Genomic DNA, 19,167 nt, shown 5'->3' with positions numbered 1-19,167 from the left:
CACTCCCGCTCTGCCGGCGCCGCGCCGGGTCGTACTCGAGCACTGTCGGGCCCGGGTGGTTGCATTCCGGTATGACCTCGCCCGCCGACACCCCCGTCCGGATCGCAGCGGAGCAACGAGCGAGCCGCGCACCCGGCACTGCCGGTGTTCCCGGTGCGGACGCAGGGGCGCGCGCAGGAGCGGACTACCGGCTGACCGCGCCGTCGGCTCGCTACCGGACCGGGAAGTTCTCCCCGTCCAGCGAGCAGCGGCAGGTGATCGAGAACCAGGTCCGTCGTGTCCGAGTGCTGGCGGGACCCGGCACGGGGAAGACGGCAACGCTCGTCGAGGCGGCGGTGGAGCGGATCACGGTTCGCGGAGTCGATCCGGCATCGATCCTCGTGCTGACCTTCTCGCGGCGCGCGGCGAAGGAACTGTCCGAGCGGCTCTCCAGCCGCCTGGACCTGACCCTCGGCGAACCGATGGTGCGCACCCTGCACTCCTACGCCTACTCCTTGCTCAAGGCCGACGCCGCCCGCAGCGGACTGCCGGCGCCACGGATGTTGGGAGCGGCCGAGGCGGATCGGATGGTCGCCGATCTGCTCGACGGGCAGCTGCTCGACGGTGCGGCACAGTGGCCGGGATCGATCCGGCCGGCACTGGGGTCGGCGGCGTTCGCCTCCGAGGTTCGCGACCTGGTCCTGCGGACCGGTGAGCGGGCCTTGTCACCGGCCAGGATCGCCGCCATCGGTCGCGCGCGGCGACGCCCGGAATGGGTGGCAGCCGCCGGTCTGGCCCGGGAGTACCAGCAGGTGCTCGATCTGCGGATGGGCACGACGGGGCTGGGAACCGCGCTGGACCAGGCGGAACTCACCGTGGCGGCGCTGGAGGTGCTCGGTCGCGACGACGTGCTGGCCGCTGAGCAGACGAGGGTGCGACGTGTCTTCGTCGACGAGTACCAGGACGTCGACCCCGGCCAGGCCGCGCTGATCGAACGGGTGGCGGCCGGCGCCGACGAGCTGGTGGTGGTCGGCGATCCCGACCAGGCGATCTACTCCTTCCGCGGGTCCGAGCCGGCAGCGCTCCGGGACGTGGAGGTGGATCGCACCGTCGTGCTGAAGACCTCGCATCGCAGCGGGGCCGCGTTGTTGGCGGCCACCCGCCGGATCGCCACTGCGCTCCCTGGTCCGCCGCGGCACCGGCAGCTGACCGCGGCTGTCGATCCACCGCCGACGGTGGGCGCCGGTGAGGAGCGCGCGGCAGTGGAGATCCGCACGCTCCCCACCGCCGCGCGTCAGGCGGCCTACGTCGCCGACCGGTTGCGCCGCGCGCACCTGCAGGACGGGATCGCCTGGGCGTCGATGGCCGTGATCCTCCGGTCACCAGCGGCCTCGATGCCGCCGCTCACCCGGGCTTTCGCCGCTGCAGGGGTTCCGCTGGTGGCCCGTGGTACCGGGGTCCCGCTGGACGATCCGCTGGCGGCTGATCTCGTCACGCTGCTCGGAACGGGCCCGGATCGGACCACCATCGACGCGGAGGTCGTGGCGAGGCTGCTCGGGTCGGCGGTGCTCGGTCCTGACACGTTGGATGCGCTCGCTGTACGCCGACTGCGGGGAGTGGCTCGGCGGGTGATGAGCGAGCATCGCGGCGCCGGCTCGGCCGGCGGCACCGGTGCGGTGATCGCCGAGCTCGTCCGAGCACTGGCCGGAGTGGTGCGGGACCAGGAGGATTCCGACCCTGCTGCTGATCGGGTGGCAGCGGCCCGCGCCGTGCTGGCCGCGGTGCCCGATCCGATCGCCGCGGCGGTGCGGCGACTGGTGCGGTTGATCCGCACGGCCGACGCCGTCGCCGATGAGCGGGACGCCGAGGTGGCGCTGTGGCAGTTGTGGACGACCAGCGGGCTCGAGAAGGATCTGCTGGCGACGGTGGGGCGGGGTGGACGGGCTGCCGCCAGGGCTGACGCCTCGCTGGACGCCGTGGTCTCCCTGTTCGAGGATGCCGCTGACCTCGCTGCCCGACTGCCGGGTGCTGGGGTCACGGCGTTCGTCGAGCAGGCCAGGGCACGTCGGGTGCCGGACGAGCAGACGGCGAGCGGCGCCGCTGCGCACGAGGCAGTGTCGGTGCTGTCGGCGCACGGTGCCAAGGGGCTGGAATGGGATCTGGTCTGCGTGGTCGACGTCCAGGACGGGCGTTGGCCCGACCTGCGGACGAGCGCCGGTCTGCTCCGGGTCGACGAACTGCTCGATCTCGCGGCCGGGGTCGATCCCGCGGTGTCGCGATCGGCCGAGCGGCTGGCGGACGAACGCCGACTGTTCTACGTCGCGTGTACCCGGGCGCGGCGTCAGTTGCTCGTCACGGCGGTGGACGGCGACGACAGTGTGCCCTCGCGGTTCCTCGGCGAGCTGGCCGGACCGGAGCCGGTGGCCGCCGGCTGGCCCGGAGGGGTCAGTCCGCGTCGGGCGCTGCATCTGGTGGACCTGGTCGGAGAGCTGCGCCGGGTGGTCTGCGACGAGGGAACCGAACCCGAGACCGCTCTGGAGGCTGCCCGTCAACTTGCGAGACTGGCCGCGGCCGGCGTGCCGGGGGCACACCCCGACCAGTGGTGGGGGCTGGCGGGTCCGACCACCGAGGAGGATGCGGTTCCGCCGGGTGCGCCGGTGCGGATCTCCCCGTCGGCGGTCGAGTCGTTGCAGACCTGCGAGCTGCGCGGGGTGCTCGAGCGACGCGGGGCGCGCGGTCCGATGGGCGATGCCCAGACCTTGGGGGTCGCCGTCCATGCCGCCGTGTCCGGTCTCGCGCGCGGTGTGCCCCGGGACGTCGTGGTCGCCGAGATCGACGCCCACCTGGCCGGTCAGGAACGGCTGCCCGACTGGCAGATCCGACGGTTGCGTCGGGCGATCGTCTCGATGACGGACGCCGCCGACCGGTGGCTGCAGGTCATCGGCGCCGGCGGCTGGGCGACGATCGGGTCCGAGCTGGCGGTCGACCTGCCGCTGGCGAGCATCGACGGGCACCCGATCCATCTGACCGGACGGGTCGACCTGCTCTCCCAGACCCCGGAGGGCACCACGGTGGTGACGGATTTCAAGACCGGTTCAGCGAAGGTGACGAGGGCGCAGGCCGCCGAACATCTCCAGCTGGCTGCCTATCAACTGGCGGTGGCGGCCGGCGCGGTGGTGTCGGGGAGGACAGTGCTGCCGGACGGGGTGGTGGAGCCGGCGTCGGCGGAACGTCCACGGGTCACCGTGTCCGGTGGCGCACAGCTCGTCTACCTGCGCACCGGCGAGGCGAAGGTGCTCACCCAGGAGGCACTCGACGACGACCGCGCGCGCGACGTTGCCGAGCAGGCGGTGGTCGGCGCTGCTGCGCTGATCTCCTCGGCAGTGCGGGCGAGTGAGAACCCGGCTTGTGAACGCTGTCCGGTGCGGACCTGCTGTCCGCTGCAGACCGAGGGTCGCCAGGTGACCCGATGACCCGCAGTGCGGCGGAACTTGCCGAACTCCTCGGGCTGCCGCGACCGACGGACGAGCAGCGCGAGGTCATCGAAGCTCCGCTGGAGCCGTTGCTGGTGGTCGCCGGAGCGGGATCCGGAAAGACCGAGACGATGGCGGCCAGGGTCGTGTTCCTGGTGGCCAACGGCCTCGTCGACCCGGCCAACATCCTGGGGCTGACCTTCACCCGCAAGGCCTCTGTCCAGCTCGGCGAACGGATCCGCACCCGGCTGCGCAGCCTGGCAGCGGCCGCGCAGACCGGGCGGACGGAACTGTTGCCGACCTCCGCGACCCCGGATGATCGGCTCGGGTCGCACGCCGAGGGGGAGCCCGAGGTCTCGACCTATCACGCCTTCGCCGGGCGCCTGCTCGGCGAGTACGGCCCGCTGGTCGGGATCGAACCGACCGCTCGGGTGCTGACAGCCACCTCCATGTGGCAGCTGGCCAGACGGGTGGTGGGTCAGTGGGAGGGGGATCTGCAGACCGACAAATCACCCGAGCAGGTCACCGAGATCCTGCTCGCGCTGTCCGGTGCGCTCTCCGACCACCTTGTCGACGTCGAACAGTTGAGGTCACACCTGGCGGACCTGGAGCGTCAGCTCACCCAGGCGCCACCGAGCAGCCGACAGAAGGGTGCGTTGCACAGCAAGCTGCAGCCCATCGTCGGCTGGCTGCAGAACCGTCAGTGGGTGGTGCCGTTGGTGGCCGAGTTCGCCAGCGTGAAGCGTCGGGCCGGAGTGGTCGACTTCGCCGACCAGATGCAGCTCACCGCCCAGCTGGTGACGAGTTCGGAGTCGGTGGCCGCTGCGGTCCGCGACCAGTACCGGGTCGTGCTGCTGGATGAGTACCAGGACACCGGGCACGCCCAGCGGGTGATCCTGCGCGCTCTGTTCGGGAACGGTGCCGGCAGCGGACATCCGGTGACGGCGGTGGGTGATCCGGTCCAGTCGATCTACACCTGGCGCGGCGCATCCGCGTCCAACCTGACCCGCTTCGGTGAGGACTTCGCGCTCGCCGACGGAACCCAGGCGCGGCGGTTGACACTGCTCACGAGCTTCCGCAACCCCCCCGAGGTGTTGACCCTGGCGAACGCCATCTCGGATCCGGTCCGCCGTGCCGTCCCCGGGCTCCGGCCGGCCCCCGGTGCCGCACCTGGAACGGTGGCCACCGCCCTGCTCCCGACGCTCGCGCTGGAGAACCGGTGGCTGGCCGACCGGCTGGGCGAGATGTGGGACGCCGCCGACGCGGCCGGGCAGCCACCGCCCAGTACGGCCATCCTGATGCGGAAGCGGCGGGAGATGTCGGACCTGGCTGAGGTGCTGCGGGATCGGGGGATCCGGGTCGAGGTCGTCGGCCTCGGCGGACTGCTGGACGAGCCGGAAGTGGCCGATCTGGTCGCCATGCTGCGTCTGTTGGTCGATCCGCATGCCGGTAGTGCCGCACTGCGCATCCTCGGCGGTGCTCGGTGGCAGCTCGGGATGGCCGATCTGGCGGCCCTCGCCGCCCGGGCGGGCGTGCTGGCCCGGCGGCGGTGGGAACCGACCGCGGACGGTGTCGCCGCTGTCCGCGCAGCTCTTGCCGAGGCGTCGGGAGCCGAGGACGGTGACGACGTCCCGAGCCTGGTCGATGCGATCGGTGACGTCGGCGATCCGGGTGCCTTCAGTGCCGCGGGGTACGCGCGGCTGGTCGCGCTCGCCGACGAACTTCGGCGGTTGCGCCGGCGGCTCGGGCAGCCACTGCCCGATCTGGTGCTCGACATCGCCCGCACCACCGGGATGGACGTCGAGATCGCGGTCGCCGGGCCAGAAGGAAGGGCTCACCTGGATGCCTTCGCCGCGGTGGTCGGGGAATTCGCCGCCATCGGAGGCGGGGTGCCGGAGCTGCTCGACTATCTCGCGACAGCCGACGAACGGGAGGACGGTCTGACACCCGGGGAGATCGACGTCGTCCCCGGGCGGGTCCAGATCCTGACCGTGCACGCGGCCAAGGGCCTGGAGTGGGACGTGGTGGCGATCCCGCACCTGTCCCAGGGAGTGTTCCCGGACAGCGGCAAGCAGACCTGGCTCACGGATCCGGCGCAGTTGCCGCCCGCGCTGCGGGGCGATGCCGGCGATGTCCCGGTACCGCCCACGCCGTTTGCCCCTGACCTCGACCAGGGTCGGCTCGCCGCCGAGCTGGGGGAGCACCAGCTGGCCTATCGCGACTGGCAGCTCACCGAGGAGCGCCGCCTTGCCTACGTGGCCGTCACCCGTGCCCAGCGGGTCCTGCTGCTGTCAGGGCATCATTGGGGATCGACGCAGGTCAAGCCGCGTGGCCCCAGCGAGTTCCTCACCGAGGCGGTCGAGGTCCTCGGCTTGCTCGAGCCCCCGGTCGTTCCCCAGCTGTGGGCCGACCCGCCGGAAGCCGGCGAGGTCAACCCACAGACGGCGCTGCCGCGTTCCGGCAGCTGGCCGACCGACCCCCACCATCGCCGTCGCGCGCGGCTCGATGCCGGTGCCGGTGCTGTGCTGGCTGCGGTGGCGCGGCGGGATCCGGCGTCCGACCCGGCGCTGCCGGCCCAGGAGGACGATCCGTACGGCTGGGCAGCGGACGTCGACGTGCTGCTCGCCGAACGAGCGCGGGGCGATGACCGGCGGTGGGAGGTCAGCCTGCCCGCGAGCCTGTCGGTGACGTCGGTGGTGGACCTGGCCCGCGACCCTGCCGAGCTGGCCCGGCGGCTGCGCCGGCCGGTCCCGATGCCGCCCGCGCCGCATGCACGGCGGGGCACGGCCTTCCACGCCTGGCTCGAGCAGCTGTTCGCCGGTGATGCCCTGCTGGCTGTCGACGAGCTGCCCGGCGCCGACGACCGGGACGCTGCGGCCGACCACCGGCTCGCCGACCTGCAGGCCGCCTTCCGCGGATCCAGCTGGGCGGGTCGAACCCCGATCAGGGTGGAAGTCCCGTTCACCACCCGGATCGGCGGGCTGGCTGTCCGGGGCCGGATGGACGCGGTCTTCGCCGACTCCGACGGGGGATTCACCGTCGTCGACTGGAAGACCGGCCGTCCGCCGACCGGTGCAGCCGCACGCGCGGCCATGTTCCAGCTGGCCGCGTATCGGCTTGCCTGGGCGGATCTCGCCGGCGTGGACGTCCAGAAAGTACGCGCCGCCTTCCACCACGTCGCGGACGACGTGACCCTGCAGCCTGCCGATCTCGCCGACCGCGACGCACTCGACCGGCTCGTCCTGGGCTGGATCGAGCAGAGCACCGCCGGCTCCGTAGGCTCGCCGACGTGACCGGTCGCCCACCCGTGGTGCTGCGCGGTCGCCCGCTGCGCGCGGACCGGGCCGCCGTGATGGCGATCGTGAACCGCACGCCCGACTCCTTCTACGTCCCCGGCGCGACCTTCGGTGACGAAGCGGCGATGGCCGCCGTCGATCTCGCCGTTCGCGAGGGCGCGGATCTGGTGGACATCGGGGGAGTGAAGGCCGGGGTCGGTCCGGTCGTCGACGTGGCGCAGGAGATCCATCGGGTCGTCCCGTTCATCGCCGCGGTGCGGGCGAAGTACCCGGATCTGGTGATCAGCATCGACACCTGGCGTACCCCGGTCGCGATCGAGGCCTGCGAAGCAGGGGCCGACCTGATCAACGACACCTGGGCCGGCCACGACCGGGGTCTCGCCCAGGTGGCCGCACGGTTCGGCGCCGGCATCGTCTGCTCCCACACCGGCGGCGCGCTGCCGCGGACGAACCCGTTCCGACCCGAGTACCCCGACGTCGTCGCGGCGATCATCGAGGAGACGGTCTCAGCGGCGCGGCGGATGGAAGCTGCGGGCGTACCGCCCGCAGGCATCCTCATCGACCCGACCCACGATTTCGGCAAGAACACCTACCACGGTCTGACAGCGCTTGACCGGACGGCAGAGCTGGTCGCCACCGGGTTTCCGGTGTTGATGGCGTTGTCGCGCAAGGACTTCGTCGGTGAGACGCTGGACGTCGCGGTCGGTGAGCGATTGGCCGGGACGCTGGCCGCCACCGCACTGGCCGCCGACGCCGGCGCGGCGGTGTTCCGGGCGCACGACGTCGGTGCCACCCGCCAGGTACTCGAGATGGTGTCCTCCATCCGTGGCGGGCGGCCACCCTCGAGACCCCATCGAGGTCTGGTCTGAGGGTCGGTCTCGCCGGGTCTGGATGAGCGATCGGCGCCGACATGGCACCATCGACACCGTGATCACCGTGCTCCAGTACCTCGTCATCGCTGCCGCGATCGGCCTCGTGGTGTTCCTGGTGGCCGTGCTGGTGTTCGGCCGCGGCGAGCAGATGGCACCGTTGCCGGCCAGGACCTCGCCGGCCGAGCTGCCGGAGTCCGGTGTCCGGCCGGAGAACATCCGCGACCTGCGGTTCGCGGTCGCGGTGCGCGGCTACCGGATGAGTGATGTCGACTGGTCGCTGGAGAAGGTGGCCGAGGAGGTCGAGCAGCTCAGGGCCGAGGTCAGCAGGCTGGGCGGGGACCCCGACCGGTTGCCGCAGGTGCACCGGGACCGGGCGACGACCCCCGTCTTCGACAACGGCACCGGCGAACCGACGGATCACGCAGATCAGTCACACCAGATCGATCACGACCATCACGCCGATCACGCCGATCACGCCGATCACGCCGATCCGGTCGATCAGGTAGATCCCGTCGATCCCGTCGATCCGGTCGATCCGGTAGATCAGGTAGATCAGGTAGATCAGGTAGATCAGGTAGATCAGACCGGTCAGGCCCATCGGTACGAGCGGGCCGACGACCCGGACGGCGCTCCGACCACCGTGCTGCGGAAGTGAGCTCGCCCACCTCGGGGCTGGTGCGCTGTGCCTGGGGCGACAGCACCGACGACTACCGTCGCTACCACGACGAGGAGTGGGGCGTCGTCCTGCACGGGGACGATGCACTGTTCGAGCGGATGTCGCTGGAGGCCTTCCAGTCCGGGCTGTCCTGGATCACGATCCTGCGCAAGCGGGAGAACTTCCGTCGTGCCTTCGCCGGCTTCCGGATCGCCGACGTCGCCGCACTCGACTCCGCAGACGTCGATCGCCTGATGCAGGACGCGGGGATCGTGCGCAACGGCGCCAAGATCCGCGCCGCGATCGGCAATGCCCGGGTGATCATGCAGGCAGAGCTGTCGCTGGAGGAGCTGCTGTGGTCGTTCGCACCGGAACCCGGCGACCGCCCACGACCACGCACTGCGGCGGACGTCCCTGCCGTCACCGAGGAATCCAAGGCGATGGCGAAGGTGCTCAAGAAGCTCGGCTTCGCTTTCGTCGGACCGACGACCGCCTACGCCCTCATGCAGGCGACCGGCATGGTCGACGACCACGTTGCCGACTGCTTCCGGGCGACCGCCCGTTGAGGCAGGGGAGTCGAGCAGTCCGGAAGGGTCAGGCGGGGGGCTCGTCCGACGACGTGCTCTCGGCGATGTCTAGCGCGTCCTGGTCGACGTCGTCGTGTTCGCTCACCCCGACGTGCTCGACCCGCTCGGGCGACTGCCCGCTCTCCGCCAACGGCTGATCGCCCGCGCCGGCGTCCGAGTTCTCCTCGGCGTCCGAGCGCTGTTCGTGTTCCGGGGTCTGTTCGAGGTCCGAACCCCGCTCGCGTTCAGGCGTCTGCTCGGCCGCGGGGGAGTCACTCATCGTCGCTGTCCTGTTCGGCTGCAGTCTGTTCGGTGTTCGCGCGGGCGCTCGCTGCAGAGCGCTGCGCGCTCGGATCAGCCTCGTCACCCGGTGCGATGGGTCCGTTCTTGCCCAGTGCGATCACGGCCACGCCGGAGAAGAGATCGATGCGCAGGTCGCCCGGGTCGCTGTCGCCTTCTTCCTCGCGACGGAGCTCCTTGGACTTGCGTTCCTCGATCTCGTGTCGCATGCCGGGGTTGAACAGTGCCCCGAGTTCTCCCATAGGTCCCACGAGAATCAGGCTACGCGACCGGGTCGGCCGGGGTGACGCAGCGCACGGACGCGGCTGTTCACCGTCCGCTGAACTGCGGTGGACGCTTCTCGACAAAGGCGGTCAGCGCCTCCCGATGGTCTGCGGAGGCGAAGCAGACCCGTTGCGCCTCGTCCTCGAACGCGAGCGCAGCCTGCAGATCACCGGACCCGCCGACCTGCAGGGACCGCTTGATGAACCCGTAGGCGGCGGTCGGTCCGGCGGCCAGTCGGCGCGCCATGTCCGCCGACGCGGTGATCAGGGCGTCGTCCTCGACGAGCAGGTCGACCGCGCCCCACTCCAGCGCGGTCGCCGCGTCCAGTGGCTCGTCCAGGAGCATCAGTCTGCGTGCCCTGCCGGCCCCGACGAGCGCCGGCAGGGTGACCGACAGGCCGGAGTCGGCCGACAGGCCGACCTGCGCGAAGGACGTCCGGAACACCGCCGACCTGGCTGCGATCCGCAGGTCACAGGCATAGGCGAGCCCCGCACCCGCTCCGGCAGCGACGCCGTTGACCGCCGCGATCACGGGTTTCGGCATCGAGGTGATGAGCCGGATGAGCGGGTTGTAGAAAGCGGCGACGGTGGTGGCGGCGGCAGCAGGATCGTCCGCCATCAGGGTGAGGTGTTCTTTCAGGTCCTGCCCAGCGGAGAATGCCCTGCCCGACCCGGTGAGCACCACTGCCCGGACGGCGTCGTCGGCAGCTGTCTGCTGCACCGCGACGAGCAGGGCCCGCTTCAGCTCGGCGGAGAAGGCGTTGAACGAGCGGGGCCGCTGCAGCGTGATGGTGCGGACCCCGACATCCTCGCCGGTGCCGTCGACGACGGTCAGCGCAGCGGCCTCAGCACCTGCCGTAGGGAGCGGTTCTGCGCGGTCTTCGGACGGCGATTCCGTGGTGGCGGAGGTGTCGGGCAATTCGCTCATCAGCCCAGCATCGCACCCGCTCCTGCTCCCGGCTGTGACGTGCAGTACCGCGGCGTGGGACAATGGACGAAGTCGATGCGGGCGCGAGCGCCAGGATCGGCGCAGCCATCGCTGCGGTCACAGCAGTCCGTCCATGTGAATGAGGGAGTCGAGAATGGCGGCCATGAAGCCCCGAACCGGGGATGGTCCTCTGGAGGTCACCAAGGAGGGTCGGGGGATCGTCATGCGAGTACCCCTGGAGGGTGGCGGCCGCCTGGTCGTCGAGATCACCGCTGACGAAGCCTCGGCGTTGTCCGAGGCCCTGCGCTCCGTGGTGCCCCAGTAGCAGTGAGTGGTTGACGGGCCGAAGCCCCAGTACTCCGTGTGAACACACACGAAGGCCCGGACCCACCGGTCCGGGCCTTCGTGTGTCGGTCGCGCGTACCTGGGCCGAAGCTCCTGCTTCCTCGAGCTGGGCCCTCAGAGCAGGGAGCGGTAGAGCGCCACGGTGGTCTCGGCGACAGCACCCCAGGAGAACTCCCGCACCGCCCGCTCCCGACCTGCCACACCCCAGGCGGCGGCCCGTGCAGGATCGGCGATCACCTGGTTGACGGCATCGGCGATCGCCCGCTCGAATCTCTCCGGCTCCGCACCGTCGTAGTGCACCAACGTCCCGGACACACCGTCCGCGACCACTTCAGGGATGCCGCCGACGTCGCTCGCGACCACCGCGGTCTCGCAGGCCATCGCCTCGAGGTTCACGATGCCCAACGGTTCGTAGACGCTGGGGCAGCAGAACACCGTCGCCGCGGTGAGCACCTGCTTGACCTCCTCGAGCTGCAGCATCCCGTCCAGCCAGAACACGCCTGGCCGGGCAGCCTGCAGGGCGGTGATCGCAGCGGCGGTCTCCGCGGCGATCTGGGGCGTGTCGGGCGCTCCTGCGCACAACACCAGCTGGACGCCGGGCGCGAAGTGGTGCGCGGCGGCGATCAGGTGCCCGACGCCCTTCTGCCGGGTGATGCGGCCGACGAACGCGACGATCGGCGCTTCCAGATCGACCCCACGGGAGGTCAGCACGTCCCGCTGCGCGACCGGCGCGTAGATCTGCGTGTCGATACCGTTGCGGATCACGTGCACCTTGGCGGCGTCCAGCGACGGGTAGCAGTCCAAGATGTCGCCCCGCATGCCGTCGCTGACGGCGACCACCGCATCGGCGGCCTCGTACGCGGTCCGTTCGGCCCACGAGGAGAGCCGGTAGCCACCGGCCAGCTGCTCGGCTTTCCACGGCCGACGTGGCTCGAGTGAGTGTGCGGTGACCACGTGCGGGATGTCGTACAGCAGCTTTGCCCAGTGGCCGGCCATGTTGGCGTACCAGGTGTGGGAGTGCGCGAGCTCGACGCCGCCGAGATCGGCGGTCATCGACAGGTCGACCGCCAGTGTCGACAGAGCGGCGTTCCAGTGCTCGGCGCCGGCCGGTGGTCGGTGCCCGGTGGCACCGGTCCGGTCGGCGCCGAAGGCATGGACGTCGACGTCGATCAGCGAACGGAGCTCGCGGACCAGGTAGTCGACATGCACTCCGGCTCCGCCGTAGATGTCGGGCGGGAACTCACGGGTCAACAGCGCGGTACGCATGCCGACATCGTGACACAACCCGCGTACCGGACGTGACGGGGCGCACATTAGGCTGCGGGCATGGCTGCAGCTTCGCGGGTGCACAGCAAAGTTCTCGGGATCGTCCTCGCCGGCGGGGAGGGAAAACGGTTGTGGCCGTTGACGGCTGACCGGGCGAAACCGGCGGTGCCCTTCGGCGGGAACTTCCGGTTGATCGACTTCGTGCTGTCGAACCTGGTGAACGCGCACTACCTGCGGATCTGCGTGCTGACGCAGTACAAATCGCACTCGCTGGATCGGCACATCACCACCACCTGGCGGATGAGCCAGATGCTGGGCAACTACATCACCCCGGTCCCGGCGCAGCAGCGACTGGGTCCGCGCTGGTACACCGGCAGCGCCGATGCGATCTTCCAGAGCCTGAACCTGGTCTACGACGATGATCCCGACTATCTGGTCGTGTTCGGCGCCGACCACGTGTACCGGATGGATCCCTCGCAGATGGTGGCCGACCACATCGCCACCGGTGCGGACGTGACGGTCGCGGGCATCCGCGTCCCCCGCCACGAGGCGACCGGTTTCGGCGTCATCGAGACCGATGCGGGCGGCCAGAAGATCACCCAGTTCCTGGAGAAGCCGGCCGATCCGCCCGCTGTCGCCGACGACCCGAACGTCTCCTACGCCTCGATGGGCAACTACGTCTTCTCCACCAAACCGCTCATCGAGATGCTGAAAGCCGATGCGGCGGACGAGAACTCGATCCACGACATGGGTGGCAGCATCATCCCTGCGTTCGTCGAGAAGGGCACCGCGAGCGTCTACGACTTCGCCCGCAACGACGTGCCCGGTTCCACCGACCGCGACCGTGGCTACTGGCGCGACGTGGGCACCATGGATTCCTACCGGGACGCCCACATGGACCTGGTCTCGGTGCACCCCATCTTCAACCTCTACAACAACGACTGGCCGATCCTCACCTACGACCGTCCGCTCCCGCCGGCCAAGTTCGTCGAGGACGGCATCGCGCGCGAGTCGATGGTCGGTGCGGGGACGATCATCTCCGGCGGATCGGTGACCAGGTCGGTGCTCTCACCCGAGGTGCGGATCAGCGCCGGCAGTCGGGTGTCCGACTCGGTGATCCTGACGAATGTCAGGGTCGGCCAGAACGCGCAGGTGCTCAACGCAATCCTCGACAAGAACGTCGTCGTCGAGGACGGCGCAACCATCGGCGTCGACCTCGAACGCGACCGGGAACGCTTCACCGTCACCGAGTCCGGCATCACCGTGGTCGGCAAGGGCGTGCGCGTCACCCGCTGATCCGGAGCCGCGCAGGGCGCTGGTCGAGCGACGTCGCCCGCCGGTCGAGCGACGAACGAGTCGAGACCCGTCCTGCCGCCACCGGGTCTGGCGCGCTTTCGCTACCGCACCGGGATGCCGTTGCGGCGCAGCAGTTCCCGCAGCGCGGGCGCACCGGCGGCGGGGTCGTGCATCTCGGCCACCAGGCCGACCGCGCGGGCCGCCGCGACGTTCGGCTCCAGGTCGTCGATGAACAACAGCCGGCCGGGCGCTGCGCCCAGGGCATCGCAGACGTACCGGAAGTAGGCGGGTTCGGGTTTGCAGGTCCGCATCTCGCACGAGTAGAACGAACCGTCGACCAGGTGGTCGAACTTCACCCGCATCCCGTCACGGCGGTAGTCCTGCTGGTTGGTCGCCAGGTGGCAGGGGATCCCGAGCTCACGCACCTCCTGCAGGACGGCCAGCGCATCCGGATCCAGGACGTATTCGTCCCAGATGCTCAGTATCTCGTCGATCGGAAGGTCCAGATCGTGCGCGATCAGCACCCGCCGGACGGCGTCGGCGAGCGGTTCCTCCCCGCGCAGGGCAGGGAGTTCCTCGGCGAACAACGTCGGCAGCACCTCGATGCCGACCCGTGCGGCCAGCTCGTCGAGTGCTCCGGCGATGCCGTGCTGCAGCACTCCGTCGCAGTCCCACAACACCGCGTCGAACGGCCCATCGAGCCACCGACGAGTCGGCTCGGGCCCCGAGCTCGGCGCGGGTGCTGTCGACGCCGCAGCGGCTGTCATCGCTGCGGCTTCGGCAGCCGGGCCGGGCAGCCCTGCTCGAAGTACTTCACGTCGTACTCGAAGTGCCAGGGCTCGTTGTCGTAGATCCGGCAGAAGCCCAGATCCCCCTTCGTGGCCTGCAACCACTGGTACGCAGCCTGCGGCTGCACGTCGATGGCATTGCCGATGACGTGCGCCGACTTGGACGGTGGCAGCACGAGCTGGTCGGCGACCTCCTTGCCGTACTGCTGTTCGTACTGGTCGTACTGGGCCTGCTGCTGGGCCTTGCTGCGCTTGCCGTCGTTGAGACAGACGATCACGCCGTCAGCGTTCGCGGCCTTCTCGATCGACCGCCATCCGGTGCTGACGTCGCTGCGCAGGCCGGTGGGGTCCTCGTCGACGTACTGGGCGTCGGTGGCGCAGGGCCGGCCGCCCTCGGGTCCCGGTGTGTCCGGTGACGCGTCGGCTGCGTTGGCCGTCGGGGTGCCGGCGCCCGACGACGTGGGCTCGCGAGTGCGCGGGGTGGAGGTGGCCGCGGGGCTTCCCCCGTCGGACGTCCCGGCGGGGGGCGGCGCTGTCGGATCCATCGAACCGGGATCGCCGCCGGTGTCCTGGGACGCGGTGTTCGCAGCCCGGGTGGTCGGGGCGGGTCGGGGTGTGCCGGCGGGTTGCGAGGACCGGGGGGTTGCCTCGACCACTTTCGTGACGGTCACCGGGTCGTCCTGTGCCGCCGAGGTGCAACCACCGATGGCAAGCGCCAGGCCGAGTACGACGAAGACCAGGATGCGCGGGGAACGGCGGCGAACGGAGTGGTCGGGCTGTCGGTCGGCATGGGGCACGGCGGTCACGGATGGCACGTCAGCAGGCTACGTGCGCAGTCCGGCCCGGGCGTAGCCCCGCGCCGGGACGACAGCCGTCAGCGGGGACGCTTGACCGCGGCGAGCAGACCGTCACCCAGCGGGATGAGCACCGGCACCAGCGACTCGTCCTCACGGATCATTCGGCCGGCTTCGCGGACCGCGACGGTCTCGGCGTCCCGTTGGGTGGGGTCGGCGACCTTGTCGTGCCACAGTGCGTTGTCGACCGCGAGCACTCCTCCCGGGCGGAGCAGCCGGATCGCCTCAGTGACGTACAGGCCGTACTCGGACTTGGCTGCGTCCACATGGACGAGGTCGTAGGCGCCGTCGGTCAACCGGGGGAGCACCTCGAGCGCGCGACCGTTGATCAGCCTGGTGCGGGCGCCGGCCACCCCTGCCTCGGTGAAGGCGAGCTTCGCGGCCCGCTGGTTCTCCGCCTCGACGTCGATGGAGGTGAGGATGCCGTCCGCGGTCATGCCGGCCAGCAGTGCCAGGCCGGAAACGCCTGCGCCGGTACCGATCTCGACAACGGCCTTCGCCTGGACGGCGGCGGCCAGGAACGTCAACGCGGTCGCACCGCCGGCTCCGATCGGCGTGCAGCCGAGGTCGGCGGCACGCCGCCGGGCGGTCGAGGCCTCCTCGGACTCCGAGATGAAGAACTCCGCGTACGACCGACTGTTGGACACCAGGCGACGGTAGCGGATGGGCAGCTCAATTCTCAGCCGACTCACACGGTGATCGGGCAGGATGATCGGCAATGACTACACGCAAGGAGACCCCGATGGCAGAGCGGGGCACATGGACCCCACCGGCCTGGGACGACATCGTCCGCGAGCAGGGCGATCGGGTGTACCGGTTGGCATACCGTCTGGCGGGCAACGCCCACGACGCCGAGGACATCACCCAGGAGACCTTCATCCGGGTGTTCCGGTCGCTGGACAAGTTCACCCCCGGTTCCTTCGAGGGCTGGATCCACCGCATCGCCACCAACGTCTTCCTCGACCTGGTGCGGCGGCGCGGACGGATCCGGATGGAGGCGCTGCCGGAGAACACCGACCGGATCGCCGGGCGCGAACTGTCGCCCGAACAGACCTACCACGAGATGAACCTGGACCCCGATCTGCAGGCCGCGCTCGACGAGCTGCCCGCCGAGTTCCGCGCCGCCGTCGTGCTGTGCGACGTGGAGGGGTTGTCGTACGAGGAGATCGGCACGACGCTCGGCGTCAAGATGGGCACTGTCCGGTCGCGGATCCATCGTGGGCGTCAGGCCCTGCGGCACGGCATCGAGCGCCGCCGGGCCGAGCACGCCGCCCAGGAGGCCGAAGCGGCTCTCCGGGGGGCGCAGCTGTGAGTTCCTTCTTCTCCGAGGCGTTCGCCGACCACCTGTCCTTCGACGCGGTGGTGGCATTCGCCGACGGTGAGTTGAGCCTGGCGGCCTACCAGCGCGCGGCCGCGCACATCGCCCGATGCACCAGCTGCGCCGGTGAGGTGGCCGAACAGACCCAAGCCAGGGAGCTGCTCAGGTCGGCGTTCGCCCCGAAGATGCCAGGCAGCCTGTTCGACCAGCTGCGGTCGATCCCGGTCGCGCTGCCCGTGAGCAGTGTTGAGTCAGTCGCCGACGTGGCTCAGCGCACGGCGAACCGGTCGTGGTTCGGGCGGCACTGAGCCCGCTGATCGGGTGTGGGATCTTTCCCCTCGCCGGCGTTCGGCCGGTGACCTGATCCGTTCGGCCGGGGCCCGACCCGAGCGTGTCGTAACCTGCCAGCAGATGGGCGCTCGCAGTTCCGCCGACCCATCGACTCCTGGCGCGGCGTCGAACGACGCTGTGGGCCGTGACCCAGCAGGAGCCGCCAGCAGACCGGAAGGGGCCCGAACACCGTGCAGACCAGCGAACCGGACCAGCGCCGACGGGCCGTTGATCCCGCGCAGGCGGCGGTGTTCGGGCGTCCGGGTCAGGTGCACGGATCGTTCGCCCCGCCTGCCATGCGTCCGCCGGGGCCCGCACCGCGGTTCCAGCAACGGCCCGTCGTGCCCGAGATGCTCGCCGATGCCTTCGGCCGACCCGACGGGGCGCACCAGGGCCTGCGGCGTCCGCCGGAGAGCGAACCCGCCGCCCGTACGGTCGGCGGGCCCCCGTCACCGTGGCGTGACCCCAGCGCCGAGGTGCGGCTCGGCCGGCCCGCGGAGGAGTCGCCCGACGAGCCGGATTCGCTGGGCGGCGACCGCACCGCCGCACCGTTCACCCTGCGGCAGGCGTTGTTCGATCACCGGCTGCGTCCTTCGGCCTTGATCGGGCTGGTCGTCGTGACCCTGCTGGCCGGCATGGTCGGTGGCGCGGTGGTGCTGGGTCTCAGGTCGACCGATGTGGTCGCCGGTACCGATCCCGACTACACGCTCGCCGTCGTCGGACAGTCGATCGATCGTCCGGTCGGGTCAGTGGCGGCCATCGCTGCTCAGGTCACCCCTGCGGTGGTGTCGATCGAGGTGCGGGTCGGCAACGCGGGCGGGACCGGGTCGGGCGTGGTGTTCGACAAGGCCGGCTACATCGTCACCAACAACCATGTCATCTCCCAGGCAGCCACTGCCGAGGGCGCCGAACTCTCGGTGGTCTTCAACGACGGCAAGGGCACCAGGGTCCCCGCCACGATCGTCGGCCGCGACCCCCAGACCGACCTCGCCGTGCTGCAGGTCTCGGTCGACAACCCGCGGCTGATGCAGTTCGGCGACTCGAGCAAGCTCGCGGTCGGCGATCCGGTGATCGCCATCGGCTCGCCGCTGGGGCTCCAGGGAACCGTCACCACCGGCATCGTGTCCGCGCTCGACCGCCCGGTGCGGTTGTCGGGGTCGGGCAGCGACACCAATGCCGTCATCGATGCGATCCAGACCGATGCGGCCGTCAATCCCGGCAACTCCGGTGGTGCGCTCGTTGACGGCTCGGGCGTGCTGGTCGGGATCCCCACCGCCATCCGCACCCTCGGCCAGTCGGAGGCGTCCGGGTCGATCGGCCTGGGATTCGCCATCCCGGCCGACGAGGTCAGGCAGATCGTCCAGGAGATCGTCCGTACCGGCTCCGTCCAGCACGCCGACATCGGGGTCAACGCGCGGTCGGCGACCGATGGCACCACGCTCGGCGCCCAGGTGCAGAACGTCCGTTCCGGCGGCCCCGCGGCGAAGGCCGGCATCGAGGAGGGCGACACGATCATCGTGGTCGGTGATCGTGCAGTCGGGAACGCCGACGAGCTGGTGGTCGCCGTCCAGGAACACGCCGTCGGTGAGACCGTCCCGGTGAAGCTGGTCCGCTCCGGACGGTCCTTGACGGTGCAGGTGACCTTGACCGCCGGTTGACCGACCGCAGTACGTGCATCCGTTCGCAGCGACCCAGACAAGATCGGTAGGATTCACCCGTGTTCGGAATGTCGTGGACCCAGATCATCATGATCGTGGTGATCGGCGTCTTCCTGCTCGGTCCAGAACGGATCCCGACCGCGGTGCAGTGGGTCACGGGATCGCTCAAGAAGATGCGCGGAATGGCGCAGGGCGCCCAGCAGCAGCTGACCTCCGAGCTCGGTCCGGAGATCGCCGAGATGCGGCGGCAGATCGCCGAGCTGCAAGGGCTCAAGGAACTGCAGTCGCTCAAGGAGCTCAAGGACCTCAACCCGCGCGCGATGATCACCAAGACGATTTTCGGGACGGACGAGGCCAAGACGGCGGGCGGCGTCGCGGGGTTGCTCGGGCTCGACCCGGCTTTGCTCGCCGATCCGTCGGCCAAGCAGGTCTCCGCGGGTGGACCCGCAGAGGTGACGGCGCGCGCAGCACAGGCGGACGAGGTCTCCTTCGACAAGGGCTCGACCCCGGGTCCCACCGTCTCCGATCCGCTGCCGTTGGTCGGCGGATCCCAGGAGCAGGTTCAACCGGCGTCCCAACCTGACCCGATGCCCCTGGTCGGCGGATTCCAGGAGCAGGATCAGCCGGCGTCCCAACCTGACCCGATGCCCCTGGTCGGCGGATTCCAGGAGCAGGATCAGCCGGCGTCCGAACCTGATCCGATGCCTCAGGTCGAGCCGACAGCCGAGCAGGTACCCGAATCCGAGCAGCCGCCGTTCGTGCAGCCCGCTCCGGCCGCGCAGGAAGCACTGTCCGATCCGATCCCGTCGCCGGCTGCGCCTGCTGCACTGTCCGATCCGATCCCGTCGCCGGCTGCTGCTGCCGAGCAGCGTCCGGCGCCCAGGGAGCCGGTCCAGCAGCCGCTGGTCATCGGCGGAGATCCGTTGCCGCGCAGCAGGATACCCGATCCGTTGCCCACTGCCGGCTCCTGACAGCGGACC

Annotated in this window: 18 protein-coding genes; 11 read left to right on the top strand and 7 right to left on the bottom strand. The window is 70.4% G+C overall.

Features of this window, described 5'->3' with window-relative positions; translation table 11 throughout:
* The first annotated feature begins 71 nt into the window (after window positions 1-71).
* Genes ABLG96_RS12120 through ABLG96_RS12100 form a run of 5 tightly spaced genes read left to right on the top strand, consistent with a single transcriptional unit; the run spans window position 72 to window position 8,841 of the window.
* Window positions 72-3,452, top strand: a complete 3,381-nt coding sequence (locus tag ABLG96_RS12120) for an ATP-dependent DNA helicase (protein WP_353647644.1) — start codon at window positions 72-74, stop codon at window positions 3,450-3,452.
* Window positions 3,449-6,745: an ATP-dependent DNA helicase gene (locus ABLG96_RS12115; RefSeq protein ID WP_353647643.1), complete on the top strand. Its 3,297-nt coding sequence runs from the start codon at window positions 3,449-3,451 to the stop codon at window positions 6,743-6,745. Before ABLG96_RS12120 ends, ABLG96_RS12115 begins: the two co-directional genes overlap by 4 nt.
* A gap of 59 nt (window positions 6,746-6,804) precedes the next feature.
* A complete protein-coding gene (gene folP / locus ABLG96_RS12110; RefSeq protein ID WP_353651481.1) occupies window positions 6,805-7,617 on the top strand; it encodes a dihydropteroate synthase in 813 nt (270 codons plus the stop codon).
* A 58-nt stretch (window positions 7,618-7,675) separates the two neighbouring features.
* A complete protein-coding gene (locus tag ABLG96_RS12105) occupies window positions 7,676-8,275 on the top strand; it encodes a DivIVA domain-containing protein (protein WP_353647642.1) in 600 nt (199 codons plus the stop codon).
* On the top strand, window positions 8,272-8,841 hold the full coding sequence (locus tag ABLG96_RS12100; RefSeq protein WP_353647641.1) for a DNA-3-methyladenine glycosylase I: 570 nt from the start codon (window positions 8,272-8,274) through the stop codon (window positions 8,839-8,841). The genes ABLG96_RS12105 and ABLG96_RS12100 overlap by 4 nt, the downstream gene beginning before the upstream one ends.
* A gap of 28 nt (window positions 8,842-8,869) precedes the next feature.
* On the opposite strand, the gene ABLG96_RS12095 is transcribed toward ABLG96_RS12100, so the two are convergent.
* The 3 genes from ABLG96_RS12095 to ABLG96_RS12085 all read right to left on the bottom strand — a co-directional run bounded on the left by ABLG96_RS12095 (window position 8,870) and on the right by ABLG96_RS12085 (window position 10,332).
* On the bottom strand, window positions 8,870-9,121 hold the full coding sequence (locus ABLG96_RS12095; protein ID WP_353647640.1) for a hypothetical protein: 252 nt from the start codon (window positions 9,119-9,121) through the stop codon (window positions 8,870-8,872).
* A complete protein-coding gene (locus ABLG96_RS12090) occupies window positions 9,114-9,383 on the bottom strand; it encodes a DUF6191 domain-containing protein (protein ID WP_353647639.1) in 270 nt (89 codons plus the stop codon). The genes ABLG96_RS12095 and ABLG96_RS12090 overlap by 8 nt, the downstream gene beginning before the upstream one ends.
* Window positions 9,384-9,450: 67 nt before the next feature.
* Window positions 9,451-10,332: an enoyl-CoA hydratase-related protein gene (locus ABLG96_RS12085; RefSeq protein ID WP_353647638.1), complete on the bottom strand. Its 882-nt coding sequence runs from the start codon at window positions 10,330-10,332 to the stop codon at window positions 9,451-9,453.
* Window positions 10,333-10,486: 154 nt separating this feature from the next.
* On the opposite strand from ABLG96_RS12085, the gene ABLG96_RS12080 reads away from it, so the two are divergent.
* Window positions 10,487-10,657, top strand: a complete 171-nt coding sequence (locus tag ABLG96_RS12080) for a DUF3117 domain-containing protein (protein ID WP_353647637.1) — start codon at window positions 10,487-10,489, stop codon at window positions 10,655-10,657.
* 134 nt (window positions 10,658-10,791) lie between these two features.
* Here the strand turns inward: ABLG96_RS12080 and glgA are convergent, their stop codons facing one another.
* Entirely contained in the window at window positions 10,792-11,943 is a 1,152-nt protein-coding gene (gene glgA, locus ABLG96_RS12075; RefSeq protein ID WP_353647636.1) for a glycogen synthase, read from the bottom strand.
* Between the two features lie 60 nt (window positions 11,944-12,003).
* On the opposite strand from glgA, the gene glgC reads away from it, so the two are divergent.
* Window positions 12,004-13,239 carry a glucose-1-phosphate adenylyltransferase gene (gene glgC / locus ABLG96_RS12070; protein WP_353647635.1) on the top strand — a complete coding sequence of 412 codons (1,236 nt, stop codon included), beginning with the start codon at window positions 12,004-12,006 and terminating at the stop codon, window positions 13,237-13,239.
* A 101-nt stretch (window positions 13,240-13,340) separates the two neighbouring features.
* Here the strand turns inward: glgC and ABLG96_RS12065 are convergent, their stop codons facing one another.
* The 3 genes from ABLG96_RS12065 to ABLG96_RS12055 are packed head-to-tail and all read right to left on the bottom strand — an operon-like array spanning window position 13,341 to window position 15,528.
* Window positions 13,341-14,006 carry an HAD-IA family hydrolase gene (locus ABLG96_RS12065; protein ID WP_353647634.1) on the bottom strand — a complete coding sequence of 222 codons (666 nt, stop codon included), beginning with the start codon at window positions 14,004-14,006 and terminating at the stop codon, window positions 13,341-13,343.
* On the bottom strand, window positions 14,003-14,842 hold the full coding sequence (locus tag ABLG96_RS12060; RefSeq protein WP_353647633.1) for a D-alanyl-D-alanine carboxypeptidase family protein: 840 nt from the start codon (window positions 14,840-14,842) through the stop codon (window positions 14,003-14,005). Before ABLG96_RS12060 ends, ABLG96_RS12065 begins: the two co-directional genes overlap by 4 nt.
* Window positions 14,843-14,901: 59 nt before the next feature.
* Window positions 14,902-15,528 carry an O-methyltransferase gene (locus ABLG96_RS12055; RefSeq protein ID WP_353647632.1) on the bottom strand — a complete coding sequence of 209 codons (627 nt, stop codon included), beginning with the start codon at window positions 15,526-15,528 and terminating at the stop codon, window positions 14,902-14,904.
* Window positions 15,529-15,599: 71 nt separating this feature from the next.
* Here ABLG96_RS12055 and sigE point away from each other — a divergent pair, with 71 nt between their 5' ends.
* The 4 genes from sigE to ABLG96_RS12035 all read left to right on the top strand — a co-directional run bounded on the left by sigE (window position 15,600) and on the right by ABLG96_RS12035 (window position 19,158).
* Window positions 15,600-16,193, top strand: coding sequence for an RNA polymerase sigma factor SigE (sigE, locus tag ABLG96_RS12050; protein WP_353647631.1), 594 nt, complete (start codon window positions 15,600-15,602; stop codon window positions 16,191-16,193).
* Window positions 16,190-16,507 carry a zf-HC2 domain-containing protein gene (locus ABLG96_RS12045; protein ID WP_353647630.1) on the top strand — a complete coding sequence of 106 codons (318 nt, stop codon included), beginning with the start codon at window positions 16,190-16,192 and terminating at the stop codon, window positions 16,505-16,507. Before sigE ends, ABLG96_RS12045 begins: the two co-directional genes overlap by 4 nt.
* 213 nt (window positions 16,508-16,720) lie before the next feature.
* Window positions 16,721-18,187: a trypsin-like peptidase domain-containing protein gene (locus tag ABLG96_RS12040; protein ID WP_353647629.1), complete on the top strand. Its 1,467-nt coding sequence runs from the start codon at window positions 16,721-16,723 to the stop codon at window positions 18,185-18,187.
* 68 nt (window positions 18,188-18,255) lie between these two features.
* Window positions 18,256-19,158, top strand: coding sequence for a hypothetical protein (locus tag ABLG96_RS12035; RefSeq protein WP_353651480.1), 903 nt, complete (start codon window positions 18,256-18,258; stop codon window positions 19,156-19,158).
* Window positions 19,159-19,167: the final 9 nt, after the last annotated feature.

This window comes from Nakamurella sp. A5-74, assembly GCF_040438885.1.
GTDB lineage: Bacteria > Actinomycetota > Actinomycetes > Mycobacteriales > Nakamurellaceae > Nakamurella.
Note: the sequence above shows the minus strand (reverse complement) of the source record. Positions and strands in the feature narration are given on the sequence as shown.

Bases quoted from the DNA above. Each gene is read 5' to 3' on its own strand.
- ABLG96_RS12120 (WP_353647644.1), top strand. From the start codon at position 72: ATGACCTCGCCCGCCGACACCCCCGTCCGGATCGCAGCGGAGCAACGA.
- ABLG96_RS12115 (WP_353647643.1), top strand. From the start codon at position 3,449: ATGACCCGCAGTGCGGCGGAACTTGCCGAACTCCTCGGGCTGCCGCGA.
- folP (WP_353651481.1), top strand. From the start codon at position 6,805: ATGGCGATCGTGAACCGCACGCCCGACTCCTTCTACGTCCCCGGCGCG.
- ABLG96_RS12095 (WP_353647640.1), bottom strand. From the start codon at position 9,121: ATGAGTGACTCCCCCGCGGCCGAGCAGACGCCTGAACGCGAGCGGGGT.
- ABLG96_RS12090 (WP_353647639.1), bottom strand. From the start codon at position 9,383: ATGGGAGAACTCGGGGCACTGTTCAACCCCGGCATGCGACACGAGATC.
- ABLG96_RS12085 (WP_353647638.1), bottom strand. From the start codon at position 10,332: ATGAGCGAATTGCCCGACACCTCCGCCACCACGGAATCGCCGTCCGAA.
- ABLG96_RS12080 (WP_353647637.1), top strand. From the start codon at position 10,487: ATGGCGGCCATGAAGCCCCGAACCGGGGATGGTCCTCTGGAGGTCACC.
- glgA (WP_353647636.1), bottom strand. From the start codon at position 11,943: ATGCGTACCGCGCTGTTGACCCGTGAGTTCCCGCCCGACATCTACGGC.
- glgC (WP_353647635.1), top strand. From the start codon at position 12,004: ATGGCTGCAGCTTCGCGGGTGCACAGCAAAGTTCTCGGGATCGTCCTC.
- ABLG96_RS12065 (WP_353647634.1), bottom strand. From the start codon at position 14,006: ATGACAGCCGCTGCGGCGTCGACAGCACCCGCGCCGAGCTCGGGGCCC.
- sigE (WP_353647631.1), top strand. From the start codon at position 15,600: ATGACTACACGCAAGGAGACCCCGATGGCAGAGCGGGGCACATGGACC.
- ABLG96_RS12035 (WP_353651480.1), top strand. From the start codon at position 18,256: ATGTCGTGGACCCAGATCATCATGATCGTGGTGATCGGCGTCTTCCTG.